Here is a 15,070-nt window from a genome sequence, read left to right on the forward strand (position 1 = left end):
CAGGCTATTCGGTACAGCCAGACGCTACGATGCGAACGGACGATAGGCGTGTTGCGCGAGATCCCGGTACAAAGCTTGACGGTCCGCGGCTTCCGTCGTTACCACACCCAAGCTGGCGGAACCGCCGACGACCAATCGCCCGACATCACGACGCCCCAACGCATTGGCACCAGCGACCGTCGCCATTCCGATCACGGCACCTGGATCAATATCCATTCGATGCTGCAAAAGAAACTGCACCTCTGACCATAAATTCAAATCGGGATTACTCGCTCGCGAATCGGTCCCCAGTGCAACTGGGATTCCCGCTCGAATCATGTCTGCTACCGGGTGACGATCGTAGCCAAAGAACGCATGCGTCCGCGGGCAATAGACAACCGTCAAATTAGCATGCTGGGCAATCGCGCTGATCTCTTTGGAACGCAAATCATTGCCATGGATCAACAATGCGTGAGGAGACTCGGCAAGCTGGTCAATCAAGTCCACCAGTGGATCGCCCGGCCAAGGAAACAGGTCATCCTGCCAAACACCAATCGAACGCAGCGCCGTTGCAAATGGCCCCGTACCGCTACAAAGCAACTCGCGTTCGGCGGGGGATTCCGCGACATGCATGGACAGCGGTCTGCCAGATGTCTTGGCTCGCTGGACACAAGCATCGATCGCTGCAGTAGAAGTCGAATACGGCGCATGTGGACTCCACGCGGCCTTTTCAAATGACTTGTTGTAATCGGTCGCTGACTGCAATCGTTCACGCCATCGCGATTCACCTAGCCCCACGACTTCGGCGAAACTGACCAAGTCGATCGTGTCCCCGTCGTATCGGATCGGTGGAGTCGCAATGTCACCCATCAGACAAACGCCCGCGGCAACCGATTCGGCCAGACCGGCTTGGATTGCCTGCTGTCGCGCCTGGGTGGTTGTGGCCGACCGCGCGGCGATGACTTGGCCTATCCACTGAGCCAATGGCACACCGGGCTGCCCGATGGGTTGGGCGCAATCAGAAAACTCCAGATGCGTATGTGCATTGACCAACCCTGGCAAGATAGCGACGTCTCCCAAATCGGTCGCACACTCGGGCGGTTTTCCTGCTGCGATTTCGACAACACGATTGCCTTGCAAACGAACCCATCCACCCTGGATTGGTTCACTGATCACAGGAATGATCCATCGCGCGGCAATGACTTGCGTTGAACTGTCAGCTACATTTTTATTCATGACCAAACTGCCGCGTCGGGTTGATTGCTTGCCCGCATCATTCTTTGCACGCTCCACCGAAATCGTCGCCAAAACACTGATCGGACACGCGATCGTCCATCGCCATGACGACACCTGGATCGGTGGGCAAATTGTAGAAACGGAAGCCTATCTCGCTGACGGTGATCTGGCCAGTCACAGCAGTCGCGGTCGAACGAAAAGCAACAACTCCATGTTTGAATCTGCCGGCACGTTGTACGTGTATCCGATTCACGCCAAGGTCTGCATGAATGTCGTGACCGAAGAGATTGACCACGGCGCTGCCGTCTTGATTCGCGCAATCCGGCCGATTTGGGGCATCGAACAAATGAAGCTTCACCGAGGTTATCAGGATATTCGCCGTTTGACTCGCGGACCTGCGATGATGTGCCAAGCCTTGCAGGTCGATCGTGGCCACGACGGAATCAACTTACTCTCAAGCAAGACGTTTCGCATCGCCAAGATTGCCGAAAAAGACGACTTCACGGTCGACGCGTCACCTCGGATCGGCATCAGCACAGCCAAAGAGCAACTGCTGCGATTCACGTTACGCGGCAGTCGCTTTCTCAGTCGATGATCTGATAAAGCACCGTTCGGCATGCGGATCTGTCGTGACGCTGGCGCCCGGATCGACATCAATACACGTCGCGGACGTACCTTTGCTTTTCCTTCAGTCGCGCGACGAAACTGTGTGCATCAGCTTGATTCATCCGTCCGTGTTTTTGACAGATGCCTACCAAAGCTTGATCGACATCAGCGGCCATTCGTGATGCGTCCCCGCAGACAAAGATCGCAGCACCTTCTTCGATCCACTGCCAGAGTCGCTCGCCGTGTTGCCGCATGCGATCCTGGACGTAAACTTTCGCGTTTCCATCGCGACTAAACGCAGTGCTCAAATGAGCCAGCGTGCCCTTGGCGAGCCAATCCTGGAGCTTCTGTTCGTAAAGAAAGTCGAACGCTTCGTGCTGGTCGCCGAAAAACAGCCAGTTCTTTCCGCTCGCATGAACGGCCTCGCGTTCTTGCAGAAAAGCGATGAACGGTGCGATCCCCGTGCCCGGCCCGATCATGATCATCGGCCGCGTGCTATCGCTGGGTACCGTGAACCCCGAGCGGTTTGGATGAACAAACACTTTGACTTTGTCGCCTGCGTGGAGACGCTCGGCAAACATCGTGCTAGCGACGCCTAACCGCAGTCGATCATCACGCTGGTAGCTGACTTTGCCAACCGTCAAGTGAACTTGAGCTCCGACCGCTTTCATACTGCTGGCGATGGAATACAGTCGCGGCTTGATCGACTCCAAACATTCGACCAACTCGGATGCCTTCAATCGAACATCCGGCGTCATCTGCAACACATCCAGAACATCAACGCCTTCGGGTACCCCCTTGTCCAGCAAGGGGCCAAGCTTGTGTTTGGCAGTTTCATCGTTTGTGCTGCTGAGCAACCGTTGAAGCAATTCGTCGGTGGGATCTTTCAGACAACAATCTTCGCAAAGCGCCGTCGCAAACAGCTTGGTATGTCCCAGTGGAGTCACCACCTCGTCAACCGGGTCTACATCCATCAACTGCACGATCGAGGCAACCAATTCGCTGCTATTGGTCGGCCAAGCGCCCAGAGCATCGCCCACCGTGTATTCCAATTGCGAACCAGCAAGGTCAATAGCGACATGCCGAGTGTCTTTCGCAGAACCACTCCGGTTCAATGGTTCCGACCCGATCAACTTCGCGGGGAAAGGCCGGCGACGACTGTAACCGCTTGAAACAGTCGCCTGCTCGATCGGTCCAACTTGATTGATCCCACCGGATTCTTTGACCAGCGATTTCAACATCTGCTTTGTCTCTTTGCCACCGGGGCTGCAGAGCGTAAGATCCGATTCGTTCCCAGCTGCGATCGCTTCACTGTAGGTCTGACATTCATAGCCACATGAACCGCAATTCAACTGAGCCATTGCCGCCATCAAGCGACGATTCAGTGGTCGACCGTCAGCCATCGCCAACCTCTGGACGATTGGCAATTCCGGCTGATGCCAGGGAAAATCTTCTTCGTCAGGTTCCGATGGTTTGATCACCGTTTCGGTCGTCAATCCCGCCGCAGCCAACGCGCCATCCGAAACCAAGGTTGGTTCGACACCTAAGAACCCGGTGACAAACCCATTGAGCCAAGCATGCTGAGCGTCTGAGAGAAGCGGTGTTTCGGGAATCATCTGATCGTTGTCGCTGAGCCTAAAAATCCGATAGAAATCAGCAGCGATTCTGCATCGCCTTGAGGGTGCAGCACTGCTGGCATCGGTCTTTTCGGCGCTTTAGATCGTCGTACACGACCTCAAATCTTTCGCGCAGCAATCGGGTGACTGATCGGAATTTGTCGACGGCTCCGATTAGCCCACCTGGTTAGACTGATCAAGAAAGATGCGAACGACTCACAGAGTCGACTCGCTGGCCCTACTCACTGGCCATCACTTCCTTGCTGGCATCAATCATCACATTGCTGATCGTCACGTAGGTTAGCGTCCACGCTTCTTTGACGTCGTCGGTAAACTCATCACCCAAGCCCTGTCCGAGTGTCCATAAAAGAGCCTCCCCGACTGTTGCGTAGCTGGAAAGTGGCACGCCATACTTCACGTGCTTTCGCCCCAACTCTTGGACGGCCGGCAAAATCGTGTCCAGCTTGGTCAACGACGCCACGGCCAGATTCAGAGTCGCCATCAGCTTCTTTCCTTGTTCTTGCATATTGCCTTTGAACAGGGGCCTTAGCTCAGGATCTAACTCAAAAAGACGTCCATAAAAGAGCTCGGCGGCTTTGTCAGAAATGGGTTTTACTTTTTCCCACGATCCTTGGACCAGTGTAATTTGATTAGGTGTCATATCGTTTTGGATTACATGTGTAACAGAATGAAGGCGTCCTTGCCGTAATCGACATCCGTGATGAATCAAGGAAGCAAAAGTCTTCGGCCTAAGGCATCGGTACACGAACCAGGACACCGCCCATCACATCGTCTTTGGCGAACTCGGGATAGGACTCGCCGCGATTGGGATGGTCGTTGTGGCAACTCCAGCACGCTTCAGCGACGGCGCGGTCGGGATAAACAGCGACAAAGTACTTTTTGCCGCCAAGTTCCTCTTCACCATAAAAGTTGTCGCCAGGGTTTTTATCCAGAAACTCTAAAGCCTGTTTTTCAAAGTCGTTCTTGGCTTGGTGCTGTTCATTTAGCGGCCATTTGCTTCGTAGTGAATACGTAAATCCAGCCTGCGGGTTTTTGTCGACCAACTCCGCCCCCATGCGAAACATCTGCGCCGGCAGCGGGATCGCATTCTCGCTGTCTTCCCAATACTCGTCGGCGGTGACGGGGGCTTCTTGCTTTTTAAGGTTCGTCACAACATGCGTCGCATAGACAGTTCGATCGGCCATCATCACAGCATGCACACCGTCAGCAAATTGCTGCGGCGAGATTCCTGCGCCCGGTGTGGATGACGCTTCGGCAGATCCACTGCCGCAGCCTGACATGCAAACAAGGGCTATCGACATGCCAACCGCCAGCAACACAGCAAGTTGTTGATTCGGTTTAGTCTCTACCGAAGGAGTGGTGGCAACAGCGAAGGATAAATTTTTCATCGACATACTCATAAAAACGAACCAAGAAGTGAAAACAGACATCTTTCAATTGGGAATGCAGTGAATTCTGGTGTAGCAGCGTCAGTCCTTTGTCTTCGTAGATCGCCTGGCCTTCTCAGCCGCGCGCTGGGCTTTTGCTTCGGCTCGCTGGACAAACCAATCGTGGGCCATCTGAACACTTTCAATCCGAGTCGCTGGTTCGCTGGAATAGCAGTTCTCCGCCAGCGCAGGATCACTCAGCGAGCTCAGCGAAAACTCAAGACCGTGGCAGTGTGCACAAATCTCGCGAGCCATCGTCTCGCTGGGGCGGAGATTCGCATTCTGGTCATGCGACACCCAGACTTCATCACCTTCGGTCATCCGCGGCATGTGACACGTCGCACAGGTCACACCACTGCCTGCGGGCAATTCGCCGGCGAGTTCCTGTTGCCAAAGAACCGCATGCGAAGAATTCTCATACGCCATTGAGTGCGCATCGGCATGGCATTTCTGACAAGCACCAACCGAAGCATACTGTGTGTCAAATTCATGATCATCGTGGCACGCAGCACAAGTTAGTTCGCGATGGGCCGCGTCGCTGTGCATGGGCAATCGTGCTTGCGCAGGTGTCATTGGCGATAACCCACTAGCCAGCCTCATGCCGTGTTTCCCTCGAACAAACGACTCGGTTTGCCGCTGGTGGCATTCACCGCAGGCATCAATTGCTACCGAGTTTGTCCATTCGTCGACCTGGTTTTCGTTCATTTCGCCATGGCAACCACGGCAGTTCACGCCCGCAGCCGCATGCGCAGATTGCTGCCAAAGCGGAGGAATTCGTGCATCGCCCTTGGCTACCAACGGCGCATCGCTCTGCGAAGCCACCAGACTCACCGAATCCGCATGTTCGGCGGACCACTTGTCAAAGGAATTACGTTTTGGCAATGCTGCGATGCTCAAGTAATCCGGTTCACCATGATGCTGGTCAAGGAACTTTTCGTACAAGGCTCGGTTGTCGTGATAGTTGTGACAACCGGCAGTCGCACAACTGTCAAATGCCATCCCGACATGACTAGGCCGAGAGTCTGCGACATCCTGGTGGCAATGCCAACAGTAGTCCGTGGGAACTGTCAATCCGGACTGTCCCGTTTGATCTGGAACGTGTTCTTGGTGGCATGACAGGCAATTTTGCGCATCGAGAATCAATAAGCGATCCGCATTGGTCGGATCATTGAACTTCGCCGCGGGATGAGTGTCCTTGGCCAATGACAATTGGTCGGCATGACATCGGTTGCAGGCGTCCTGCATGACGTTTGATTTGGAATGCGTCTTTTCATTCGCCACGGGCGCATGACAAGCGTCGCAGTCCAGTTCAATCTGGTAGTGACCATGCGTCGTTTTGCCCGGCAACAGTGGGCGTTTGACAATCGACGCGGGTGCCGTGATGGCGTACGCAAAGTAGCCTACGATGAGCAAGTTGATCGATGCCCAAAGCAACCACTTGGCGGTTCGCAATTCTGAATTTGACTGGTCCATAGCGGCTTTAATCACTAAACCAGTAGAAGGAAAACACGTGGATGGCGATCAATGCCGGGAGTGGCCAGAACAACCACAGGTGCAGATGCGTCAATCGGGGGCGCCAAAGTCTAAGCGTCATTGCTTTGGTGCCAGTCGCGCGACTCTCCATGCTACTGACGATCCCCGCCGCACTTCCAAACGCGGCAGTCCCAAGAAATACGATTGCCAAGATAAAGTTCAGATTTGCTCCCAGACTGAATCCCGTGTGGACGGCCAAAGCGATCAACACGCCAGCGCCCAGCACCCCGTGGATCGCTCTCCAAAGTCCGTAGCTTCCCCACTGAAACCAATCGAAGCGTTTGCGTAGTGAAAAGACGAGCCCCAAAAGAGTGAGCGACAACGTGGTATATCCCGTAATCTGCCTTGCCAAATCGCTTCGCCAAAGTACATCGACATCGCGCCAACCATCTTGGACGCTCTGCGCAAACTGAATCGGTGACACGAACAGAAACGTCACCAGAAAACAGGCCGCCGCCAGGGAAGCCAGCATCATGGTTCGCGTCCCCGCGGTTGCGGAAACTTCGGTCGAATTGCCAGCCAGTTCACACAATAAGGACTGGCAACTACCACATGCGGTTGATGCTCGCGTCTTTTCCGCCAGCACTTCCACATCGGTCACTCCCAAAGCAATTTGATCAGTCAGCTGAACTTTGGTGACGCTCAAACAAGAACAAACAATGCTGGTGTCAGGCCAGTCATTGACCGAAAGCTGGCCCGTCGTCGGCCAAGGCGATCCTGTCTTTTCAAAACGAGCTCGCTGCATGGGCCAGAGCCCTTTGTTGCATCGGATCGCATCGCGAACCAGTGGCAATTCTTCCCAGTGACCAACACAGGCCGCGCCCGCGAATCGCCCCTGTTCCATGATGATTTTGCGGTAGGCTCCCTCGTCTTCCTGAGACAGCACGACGCACGAAGCCGACTGACCGATGGCCCGGCCCAACACGACCACTGGAATACCCAGCAATTTCAATTCAGCCGATTCGTCAGCGCCAAGAAAGTAAGCCTTTTCGCCGGCCAATCGCCGTGCCAACACATCGGCCATTTGATAGCACGGCGCAACGAGACCGTAGATGTGGTTGTCGAAAGCAGCGCACTCACCAATCGCGAAAATGTCTCGATCACAGGTTTGCATTCGGTAGTCCACCACGATTCCACCGCGGTTGCCGATTGCCAGCCCAGCACGCTTGGCCAGCTGATCGTTTGCACGAACGCCTGCTGCGACGATCAGAATGTCAACGTTCGTAGGTTCGGCATTGTTGAAATGCAACGTAAGCCGGCCGTCGCCATCGGAGACAATTTTCTCGGTCCGCCGGACCAAGTGAACATCGACGCCAATCGATTCGACGTGATCTTTCAATCGCGCAGCAGCATGGTTGTCCAACTGCCGAGGCATCAACCCCGGAGCCATTTCGATGACGCTTGTCTGAAGGCCCAGATCGACAAGAACTTTGGCGGACTCCAGCCCCAGCAAACCACCACCGATGACCGCGCCGACTTCTGCACCAACGCGCTGCACATGTGCTTTGATCTTTTCCAGATCGGCGAGTGTGCGATAGACAAACACTCCCGGTGAATCGTGGCCCTCAATCGGAGGCATCCAAGCTCGCGACCCCGTCGCGAGAACAAGCTGATCGTATTCGAATCGACGGCCTTGGGAATCATGCAGAACTTTTGCGTCACGATCGATTTTTGTAATGAAGTGCCCTGTCAAAAAATCAATCTTGTTCGCGTCGTACCAGTCGTCGCTGGACAGCAGCAGATCGTCGACCCCTTTGCCGTCAAAAAATTTCGACAGATTCACGCGATCGTAACTGCGGTGTTTCTCGTCCCCGAAAATTGTGATCTGGTACTGGTCTGCGATCCCCAAATCTACTAATCGCCGGCAAAGCCCATTAGCAGCCATTCCGCCACCTACGATCAACAGCTTTTCGCGAATTGCGATAGCATGGTGTTGCGCAGGTTTCTGCGCAGATCGGACGTCGGGTTCGACAGCGGTTGCCATTCAGATAAGAAACTAGCGAGCAGTACGCAGGGCCAATGACCGCCTGCGATCGGTTGAGTAGGATGATCTACGCCGAGACGGAATCGCATCCGCCATCGGGCCTGACATCGGCTTTCACGGAGAGTGCAACGTCGACTGCGAGGTTCGCAATTGGCGCGCCAAAAACGCACAGCGACCTCCTGCCCCCCTTTCGGTTTGTCCACCGAAAACCCTTGAACATCTCTGATGGCGGATGCAGACCCGTCGAAGGACAAAAGTTCAGCCACGGGCTTTTGCAAATTTTTGATGACCACGTGGCCTGTCATAGACAGCGAGTTGACTTGAGCTGATTAATTGCGCAACAACCGCCTGAGCTTTAAGCTGATCAGTCGCTCCAAGGCCACGCACCAACGCTTATCATTAGAAAAGCTAATCATGAAAAACGATCCACTCTCATCGCTTCTAACCTTTGATAACGCGTTTACGCGAGAGCTGCCCGGCGACCCAAACCAGCAGAATTCCCGTCGGCAAATCGAACACGCCTGCTATTCGCGCGTTCTTCCCACCGCTGTCAGCGATCCACAGCTAGTCGCGTATTCTGCGGAAGTCGCGCAGACCCTGGGACTCACTGAGGACGCCATCAATGCGGCCGATTTCGCCGAAGTGTTTGGCGGCAACCGTGTTTTGGACCAAATGGATCCATTCGCAATGTGCTATGGAGGTCATCAATTTGGCAACTGGGCCGGTCAGCTAGGCGATGGCCGCGCGATCAACTTGGGCGAAATCATCAACGCCGACGACGAACGCTGGATGCTGCAGCTTAAAGGCGCGGGGCCGACGCCGTATTCACGGACCGCTGACGGGCTAGCCGTGCTGCGGTCCAGTGTGCGCGAGTTTCTGTGCAGTGAAGCGATGCATCATTTGGGGGTGCCCACAACGCGCGCACTTAGCTTGGTCACCACCGGCCAAGGCGTGATGCGTGACATGTTCTACGACGGTAATCCGAAAGTCGAAATCGGTGCCGTCGTTTGCCGAGTCGCTCGGTCGTTCACCCGGTTTGGCAACTTCCAGATCTTTGCTTCGCGCGGCGACACCGTAAATTTGCGAAAACTGGTCGACCATACCATTCGATTTGATTTCCCACATTTGCCTGCTCCAGCCGGCGATCTGACGCCGGAGATCTACACACTTTGGTTTCACGAAATCTGTCGCCGAACTGCCGAAATGATCGTTCACTGGATGCGCGTCGGATTTGTCCACGGCGTCATGAACACGGACAATATGTCAATCCTTGGTCAAACGATTGACTACGGCCCCTACGGGTGGTTGGAAAACTACGATCCCGACTGGACGCCCAACACAACGGACGCCAACGGCCGACGATACCGATACGGTCATCAACCACAGATCGCGCAGTGGAACCTGATGCAGTTGGCCAACGCGCTGGTCGAATTGTTTGATGACGTGGAACCACTGCAGAAAGGCTTACAGATTTACGTCGATGCGTTCGAGTCGGGTTGGGACGAAATGATGACAGCCAAGCTTGGCTTAAATCAGTTTTGCCAAGAGACGGACCAAGAACTTTACGGTGATCTTCTAAAAGTACTGCGGCTTGTCGAAACGGACATGACAATCTTCTTTCGCAAGCTGGCCGAAGTCGATTGCCAATCCCAATCAGGGACAAGCGACAATCGCCAAGAAGTACTCCCCGTCTGGGAAGCGTACTACCAACCTGACGCGTTGACTGACGACGCGCTTCGCGAAACCGCCGATTGGATCCGACGTTATCGGATCCGGGTGCAAAGCGATGCCATTTCCAACCAGGAGCGTAAAGTAAGAATGAATGCGGTGAATCCCAAGTACGTGCTTCGCAATTACTTGGCCCAACTTGCGATCGACCAAGCAGAGCAGGGTGATCACAGCATGATCAACGAATTGCTAGATCTGTTGCGACGGCCCTATGACGAACAACCTGACCGAGAAATCCACGCAGCCAAACGTCCCGAATGGGCTCGGAATCGCGCCGGCTGTTCGATGCTATCGTGTAGTTCTTAGCACGAACGGTCGGCACAGACTATCGCTTACTGTAGTGCTACCGTCAGCCAACCGTCTTGCGAATCAATCATACGCGGACGGTAAACCTGGCCACGAAGTGCTTCGGCTTTGATCGTTTGCGGCAACACAATCGGCTGATGCAACAACGTTTCGGGAAACACGTTTTGGAAGTTCTTTTCGATCGCACGCTTGGTAGCGGTTTGCGAAACCGAAAGCCGCTTTGTACCGGGAAATTTGATCTCGACGTCACCTTCGCGAACCAACAACACTGCCCCGTCGGCAGTGGTCCCAGGGACATAGGTCGCGGCGATCTCCACGGCTTTTTTCAGCACGCGTTTTCCCTGGGCAAATCGAGTTCCACTGATGCCCAGCCGGACCTTACCATCACGAGCTTCGAAGATAATCGGTCTCGACTGAGCAAAATCAATTTCGAATGGCTCTTCCTCTTCTTCGTCATCATCATCTGCTTCATCTTTGTCGTCTGATTCCGAAACCGATTGGTTGCTGGTTTGAGGAGCACGACCGGCCTGAGCCAGCAGTTGATCGATTTGCTGCTGAGTAATGGTCCGTCCAGCTAATAGGTATCCGACAGTATTATTGATTGCGGTTTCGTGAATTTGAATGGCCGCATCGTAGGACTGGTGGATTGGCGGGGCTGCATTGGGTGCTGCCAATTGATCGGCACGCTGGACGATCGAATGCAAATAAACCGAGTTATCGGTTGACCCAATCATCCTGGCTGGCTCAGGGATATCGAGCCGCTGAAGGACTGGTCTCGCTTTTTCCATGACATCTGGAATTTGCACGTTGCCGGCCTGAGCCACTTGATCGGCGAAAGATTCACCTACTTTGCGTCGCAACTTCTCGACAGCGATTCGTTCAGCAATCGGTTTTGATTCGGCCGCTTTACGCCGTGCAATGCGGCGGACGATTCGGAAGCGGTGATTGATTGAATTAATTTCTGTTCGCAACCATGCTTGAGCGTGAGTAGGCTCCATGCTGATTCCTGCTTCGCTGATGTACAGCGTTCGCGAAGCCGTCACATCACCGTAACCGGACGTGATTAAGTTGACCGGTTTATGATAACCACGATTGCGACTGATCACCTGACCTGTCATCGAAACGTTCAGACCAACGGCACCCTGCATCGGAAAAACGTCTGCGGTGACATTTCCAGTGAGCGTCGCTTTACCGTTGATGCTGGTTCCCAAGATACAGTCAATGACGGATTCGGTTTGATTGACCGGTCGGCTGACTACCCGCCTGATGACGTCTTCGCCCACCCAGATCGACACGTTGGGCTGACCAAAATTTCGACGCAGAACATCTTTCGTGCCCGACGTCTGCTTTGTCTCGCTCAAGAGGTCCAGCAACTCGGTGGCCTTGGTCAGCTGCTTGAGAGTTGGAATCGGTTCCATCTCTTCCAATTCTTCCGCATCGTTGTTCAGCTTCTTGGAGAGAAGTTTGGCGTAGGCTTTTTTCTTGCTGTACTTTAACGCGGGGATCAGCCGATCGACCGCGCTTCGCAAAGCACGAAACCGGGACAACTCCAGCCCTTCGGCTGTTCCATACAGGCGGTGTTTGACAGCGATGCTCTCGCGATAAATCTTTGCATACGATTCATCATCGGCGATCAACGTTAGCAACGGATCCAAGTCCAAGTAATCCAACCAACGATCACGGTTCACATCCGCAGAGTTTTGGTTGACGTACTCAATCAGCTCGTCGCTCCGCTGCTTGACCAATTCCTTTGCGTCGTCAATCGCATCCAATTGATCCAAGTTAAAAATCGCTGCTGAATCGCGCAGCGAACTCACCAAGATCTGTCGCTCGGATTCGGACACCTGCGCAGCTGCAGATGCTGTTAGACAGCACGTTCCCACAGCAATGCAGCAGAGTCGGAAGATCATCTGGCAAGCGGACGTCGCGTTCATTCTGGTGGATAACCTGGGCAAAATAGGCCGGATTTTCGTTTCATGGATATTCTAGGCCGAAGGGTGTGTCCTGGAGAGGGGCAAGGCGAGAAAGCCCGTCAAAAGCAAGTGATTTCGGGATTGGCCATCTTAATCGGCTTAGATGCCAGAATCCCCGTCCTTGTCGCCGGCCTATCGGATCGGATGAATGGATTCCAACAGGGTACCCAGGGCCGTTTCCGTTTGGTTCTGCGAAATACCGCCATGAACCAGCACCTCGATCAGCAGCTCACCGGCTCCCGTATCAACCCGCCCGAATCGCCGCGTCAAACACCCGTCGTCGATTGCCTGGAACCAATCTACTTGCATATGGCCGTAGCGTTTATTAACGAGCTTGCGTGAAATTTTTGGCAACTGAACTACGTCCGTTACCGATACTTCCGCCTGCAAGCGAAGTAGCTTTGACGACAGGTCTTCCCCCTCATCGGACGTAGACCAAACAGGCGGCCAAGCGCGAAACCGTCTCGCATCAATGGTGGTGATCAGGTGGCTCTTTGCATTGACAAAAACCACTCGGTTTTTTGGCTCCGAATCTTCGGTCGACCTACCGATCGGTTGCAAACAGATCCATCCATTGCCCGGAGCAATTTTGATCCCCAGAGCGTCCAACGTCATCACCCGATTCGTCGTTCGCAACAGCCCCCATTGGATCGAATCGCCACCACTTGGATGCCGACCGACGAACCGTTGCTCCGAATTGCTCATCCAACCCAACAACATCAAAATCGCAAAAGCAATCCAATGGCCACGACTGAAACCCAGCCTTGCGCGATCGGTCGTTGAGTTGCGTTTAGGTCCTGAAAGGTTCATGTCTACAGCTTTGGGATATCGATGACACCATCCCACGATGACGGAGGTGTTCGATTGTGTTTTAAGATAGTGGACAACAACATATCTTTGGGACGATCCCAGGGAGGCAGGCAATGCAGACGTTCGTACGCTTCGTCCCAGTCACCGCGAATCAGCGCATCAAGACTTGCTTCGTATTCCGAAATTTCGTGGTTCGTCAAAACCTGATCCGATAACCCAGACTGGTTCGCCGACCGCTCCACCAAATCACTGGGCAACAATTCGCTGATTTCGACGGGCGATTCGAATCCAGCTGGCCGCACGACTGCCAATCGACGCAATCGAAACGCATCTTGCTGGGGCGTTTGCTTTAACATCGCCGTCGTCGCCGAGTCCAAAATAACATCGGCGCCAAAAGCTTTTGTGATTCCTTCTAACCGGCTGGCAAGATTCACGACGGGACCAAACGCGGTGACTTTTACCTGATCCGACGTGCCGATTCGACCGGCTACCGCACGTCCGCTGGCGATGCCGATGCCGCAACGAAAGCGACTGGCTTCATCGGCGGCGGCGTTTTCGCGTCGAATCCGTATCGCTGCTTCAGCTGCTCGATTTGCGGCATTGGCTTGTGGCAACGGCCAACCCCAAAACCCCATCGCCGCGTCACCATGAAAATCGCCGATCACTCCATCAGTCCCCAAAATGTGACGAGTCATCACTCCCAGCGCATCGCTGACGTTGGCAAGCAACTCCAACAAATGGTCCGCGTCTCGTTCGCTGCGCTGCGAAAAACCTCGAAGATCACAAAACATGACCGACAAATCCGCCTCGCGCGGTTCCAGCACCTCGTCCGTATCGCGTCCCGCTAATGCGGACATCACGACCGGAGCAAAAAAGTGACGCATGTTGGCTTGGCGGCGTTCCAATCGACGGCTTTGCCGCAAGTTTGCGATCGTGGTTCCAACCAGTTCCGCAAATTTCACATCGTCCGTCAGATCATCCGGCGCCGCTTGCAGCGATTGCCCTAAATCAGCGCCGGGCGGTGTTGCTAAATCTCCGGTGACGTAGAGCGCCCAACCGGGACACGCCTCGCTGCGCAGTGGCACACAAAACGACCAGTCCACTTCTTCAGTCGCGGTAAACGCGGGCTGATCGCTTCGCGCTGCCGACCACAAGTGCAGGGTACTTTCGCGTTTACGAATGGCTTCGCGCACAAGGCGGGAACTAACCGCCGGCCCCTTCGAATCGGCAAGGCTGTCAAAACCATCCGGCAAGCGGCTGTCGTAGTGGAGAACATTGACCGCCTGACCATCGACTTCTTCGCAAGACGGATTGTCGATTGCTACCACGGCCACTGCCGATGCAGACGGCGTTGCTTGCAGCATGACGCTGGTCACCCGTACCAAGAGTTCTTCGTCGCTACCGCTGCTGGTGATTAGATCCGGGAGCCGGCTGAGCATGTCGATTCGGGACGATACGTCACGGAACCCTCGACGCCGGAGGGCTTTGTGATCGTAGGCATGCGATGTCACATTCCCCGGGCTCACAACATCCGACGCCCCCGGCCGGTTAGCCAACGTAAACGTCGTCTTGCCAATGGCGAAATGATCACCGGGCACCAGCACAAATTGGCGTGACTGTTGTCCGCGGTGAAACACTGGATTTCGAGACGACGGCAAGACGGTCACCTGAATCGCATCGTTACCGCGCGGCGATATTTTGATGTGTTTGCGCGAGATCAGTGAATCCCAGGGCACATTCCAATCGGCATCGCTGCGGCCCACCGTAATCTCTGCGCCGCTGGTCACGTTGGGAATTTCACGCCGCCAACGATCCATGCTGGCGGGACCTTGTGCAATTAAATCAGGCATT

At 54.5% G+C, this 15,070-nt stretch carries 11 protein-coding genes; 2 read left to right on the forward strand and 9 right to left on the reverse strand.

Annotated features, from left to right (window positions below; genetic code table 11):
- Positions 1 to 24: 24 nt before the first annotated feature.
- A complete protein-coding gene (locus tag K239x_RS27070; RefSeq protein ID WP_145421489.1) occupies positions 25 to 1,215 on the reverse strand; it encodes an amidohydrolase family protein in 1,191 nt (396 codons plus the stop codon).
- On the opposite strand from K239x_RS27070, the gene K239x_RS27075 reads away from it, so the two are divergent.
- The gene (locus K239x_RS27075; RefSeq protein ID WP_145421491.1) at positions 1,214 to 1,810 is read left to right on the forward strand and encodes a DNA-3-methyladenine glycosylase; all 597 of its coding nucleotides are present in this window, start codon (positions 1,214 to 1,216) and stop codon (positions 1,808 to 1,810) included. The genes K239x_RS27070 and K239x_RS27075 overlap by 2 nt on opposite strands.
- 58 nt (positions 1,811 to 1,868) lie before the next feature.
- On the opposite strand, the gene K239x_RS27080 is transcribed toward K239x_RS27075, so the two are convergent.
- The 5 genes from K239x_RS27080 to K239x_RS27100 form a co-directional block, all read right to left on the reverse strand.
- Positions 1,869 to 3,437 carry a sulfite reductase subunit alpha gene (locus K239x_RS27080; RefSeq protein ID WP_145421493.1) on the reverse strand — a complete coding sequence of 523 codons (1,569 nt, stop codon included), beginning with the start codon at positions 3,435 to 3,437 and terminating at the stop codon, positions 1,869 to 1,871.
- 238 nt (positions 3,438 to 3,675) lie between these two features.
- Positions 3,676 to 4,098 carry a globin family protein gene (locus K239x_RS27085; protein ID WP_145421495.1) on the reverse strand — a complete coding sequence of 141 codons (423 nt, stop codon included), beginning with the start codon at positions 4,096 to 4,098 and terminating at the stop codon, positions 3,676 to 3,678.
- Positions 4,099 to 4,186: 88 nt separating this feature from the next.
- Entirely contained in the window at positions 4,187 to 4,846 is a 660-nt protein-coding gene (locus K239x_RS27090; RefSeq protein ID WP_419189447.1) for a Tll0287-like domain-containing protein, read from the reverse strand.
- 81 nt (positions 4,847 to 4,927) lie between these two features.
- Positions 4,928 to 6,358: a cytochrome c3 family protein gene (locus K239x_RS27095; RefSeq protein ID WP_145421497.1), complete on the reverse strand. Its 1,431-nt coding sequence runs from the start codon at positions 6,356 to 6,358 to the stop codon at positions 4,928 to 4,930.
- 7 nt (positions 6,359 to 6,365) lie between these two features.
- Positions 6,366 to 8,402 carry an FAD-dependent oxidoreductase gene (locus K239x_RS27100; protein ID WP_145421499.1) on the reverse strand — a complete coding sequence of 679 codons (2,037 nt, stop codon included), beginning with the start codon at positions 8,400 to 8,402 and terminating at the stop codon, positions 6,366 to 6,368.
- Positions 8,403 to 8,816: 414 nt separating this feature from the next.
- On the opposite strand from K239x_RS27100, the gene K239x_RS27105 reads away from it, so the two are divergent.
- Positions 8,817 to 10,436: a protein adenylyltransferase SelO gene (locus tag K239x_RS27105; RefSeq protein ID WP_145421501.1), complete on the forward strand. Its 1,620-nt coding sequence runs from the start codon at positions 8,817 to 8,819 to the stop codon at positions 10,434 to 10,436.
- 26 nt (positions 10,437 to 10,462) lie between these two features.
- Here K239x_RS27105 and K239x_RS27110 read toward each other — a convergent pair whose 3' ends face one another.
- The 3 genes from K239x_RS27110 to K239x_RS27120 form a co-directional block, all read right to left on the reverse strand.
- Positions 10,463 to 12,253, reverse strand: a complete 1,791-nt coding sequence (locus tag K239x_RS27110; RefSeq protein WP_145421503.1) for a hypothetical protein — start codon at positions 12,251 to 12,253, stop codon at positions 10,463 to 10,465.
- 288 nt (positions 12,254 to 12,541) lie between these two features.
- Complete coding sequence (locus tag K239x_RS27115; protein WP_145421505.1) at positions 12,542 to 13,219, reverse strand: hypothetical protein; 678 nt, start codon at positions 13,217 to 13,219, stop codon at positions 12,542 to 12,544.
- Positions 13,220 to 13,221: 2 nt separating this feature from the next.
- Positions 13,222 to 15,069 carry an adenylate/guanylate cyclase domain-containing protein gene (locus tag K239x_RS27120; RefSeq protein ID WP_145421508.1) on the reverse strand — a complete coding sequence of 616 codons (1,848 nt, stop codon included), beginning with the start codon at positions 15,067 to 15,069 and terminating at the stop codon, positions 13,222 to 13,224.
- Between the last annotated feature and the right edge of the window lies 1 nt (position 15,070).

The sequence above is a fragment of the Stieleria marina genome (genome assembly GCA_007741555.1).
GTDB lineage: Bacteria > Planctomycetota > Planctomycetia > Pirellulales > Pirellulaceae > K23-9.

Coding starts and splice junctions, on each gene's coding strand:
- K239x_RS27090 (WP_419189447.1), bottom strand. CDS start 4,846: ATGAAAAATTTATCCTTCGCTGTTGCCACCACTCCTTCGGTAGAGACT.
- K239x_RS27095 (WP_145421497.1), bottom strand. CDS start 6,358: ATGGACCAGTCAAATTCAGAATTGCGAACCGCCAAGTGGTTGCTTTGG.
- K239x_RS27115 (WP_145421505.1), bottom strand. CDS start 13,219: ATGAACCTTTCAGGACCTAAACGCAACTCAACGACCGATCGCGCAAGG.
- K239x_RS27105 (WP_145421501.1), top strand. CDS start 8,817: ATGAAAAACGATCCACTCTCATCGCTTCTAACCTTTGATAACGCGTTT.
- K239x_RS27070 (WP_145421489.1), bottom strand. CDS start 1,215: ATGAATAAAAATGTAGCTGACAGTTCAACGCAAGTCATTGCCGCGCGA.
- K239x_RS27100 (WP_145421499.1), bottom strand. CDS start 8,402: ATGGCAACCGCTGTCGAACCCGACGTCCGATCTGCGCAGAAACCTGCG.
- K239x_RS27120 (WP_145421508.1), bottom strand. CDS start 15,069: ATGCCTGATTTAATTGCACAAGGTCCCGCCAGCATGGATCGTTGGCGG.
- K239x_RS27085 (WP_145421495.1), bottom strand. CDS start 4,098: ATGACACCTAATCAAATTACACTGGTCCAAGGATCGTGGGAAAAAGTA.
- K239x_RS27075 (WP_145421491.1), top strand. CDS start 1,214: ATGACCAAACTGCCGCGTCGGGTTGATTGCTTGCCCGCATCATTCTTT.
- K239x_RS27080 (WP_145421493.1), bottom strand. CDS start 3,437: ATGATTCCCGAAACACCGCTTCTCTCAGACGCTCAGCATGCTTGGCTC.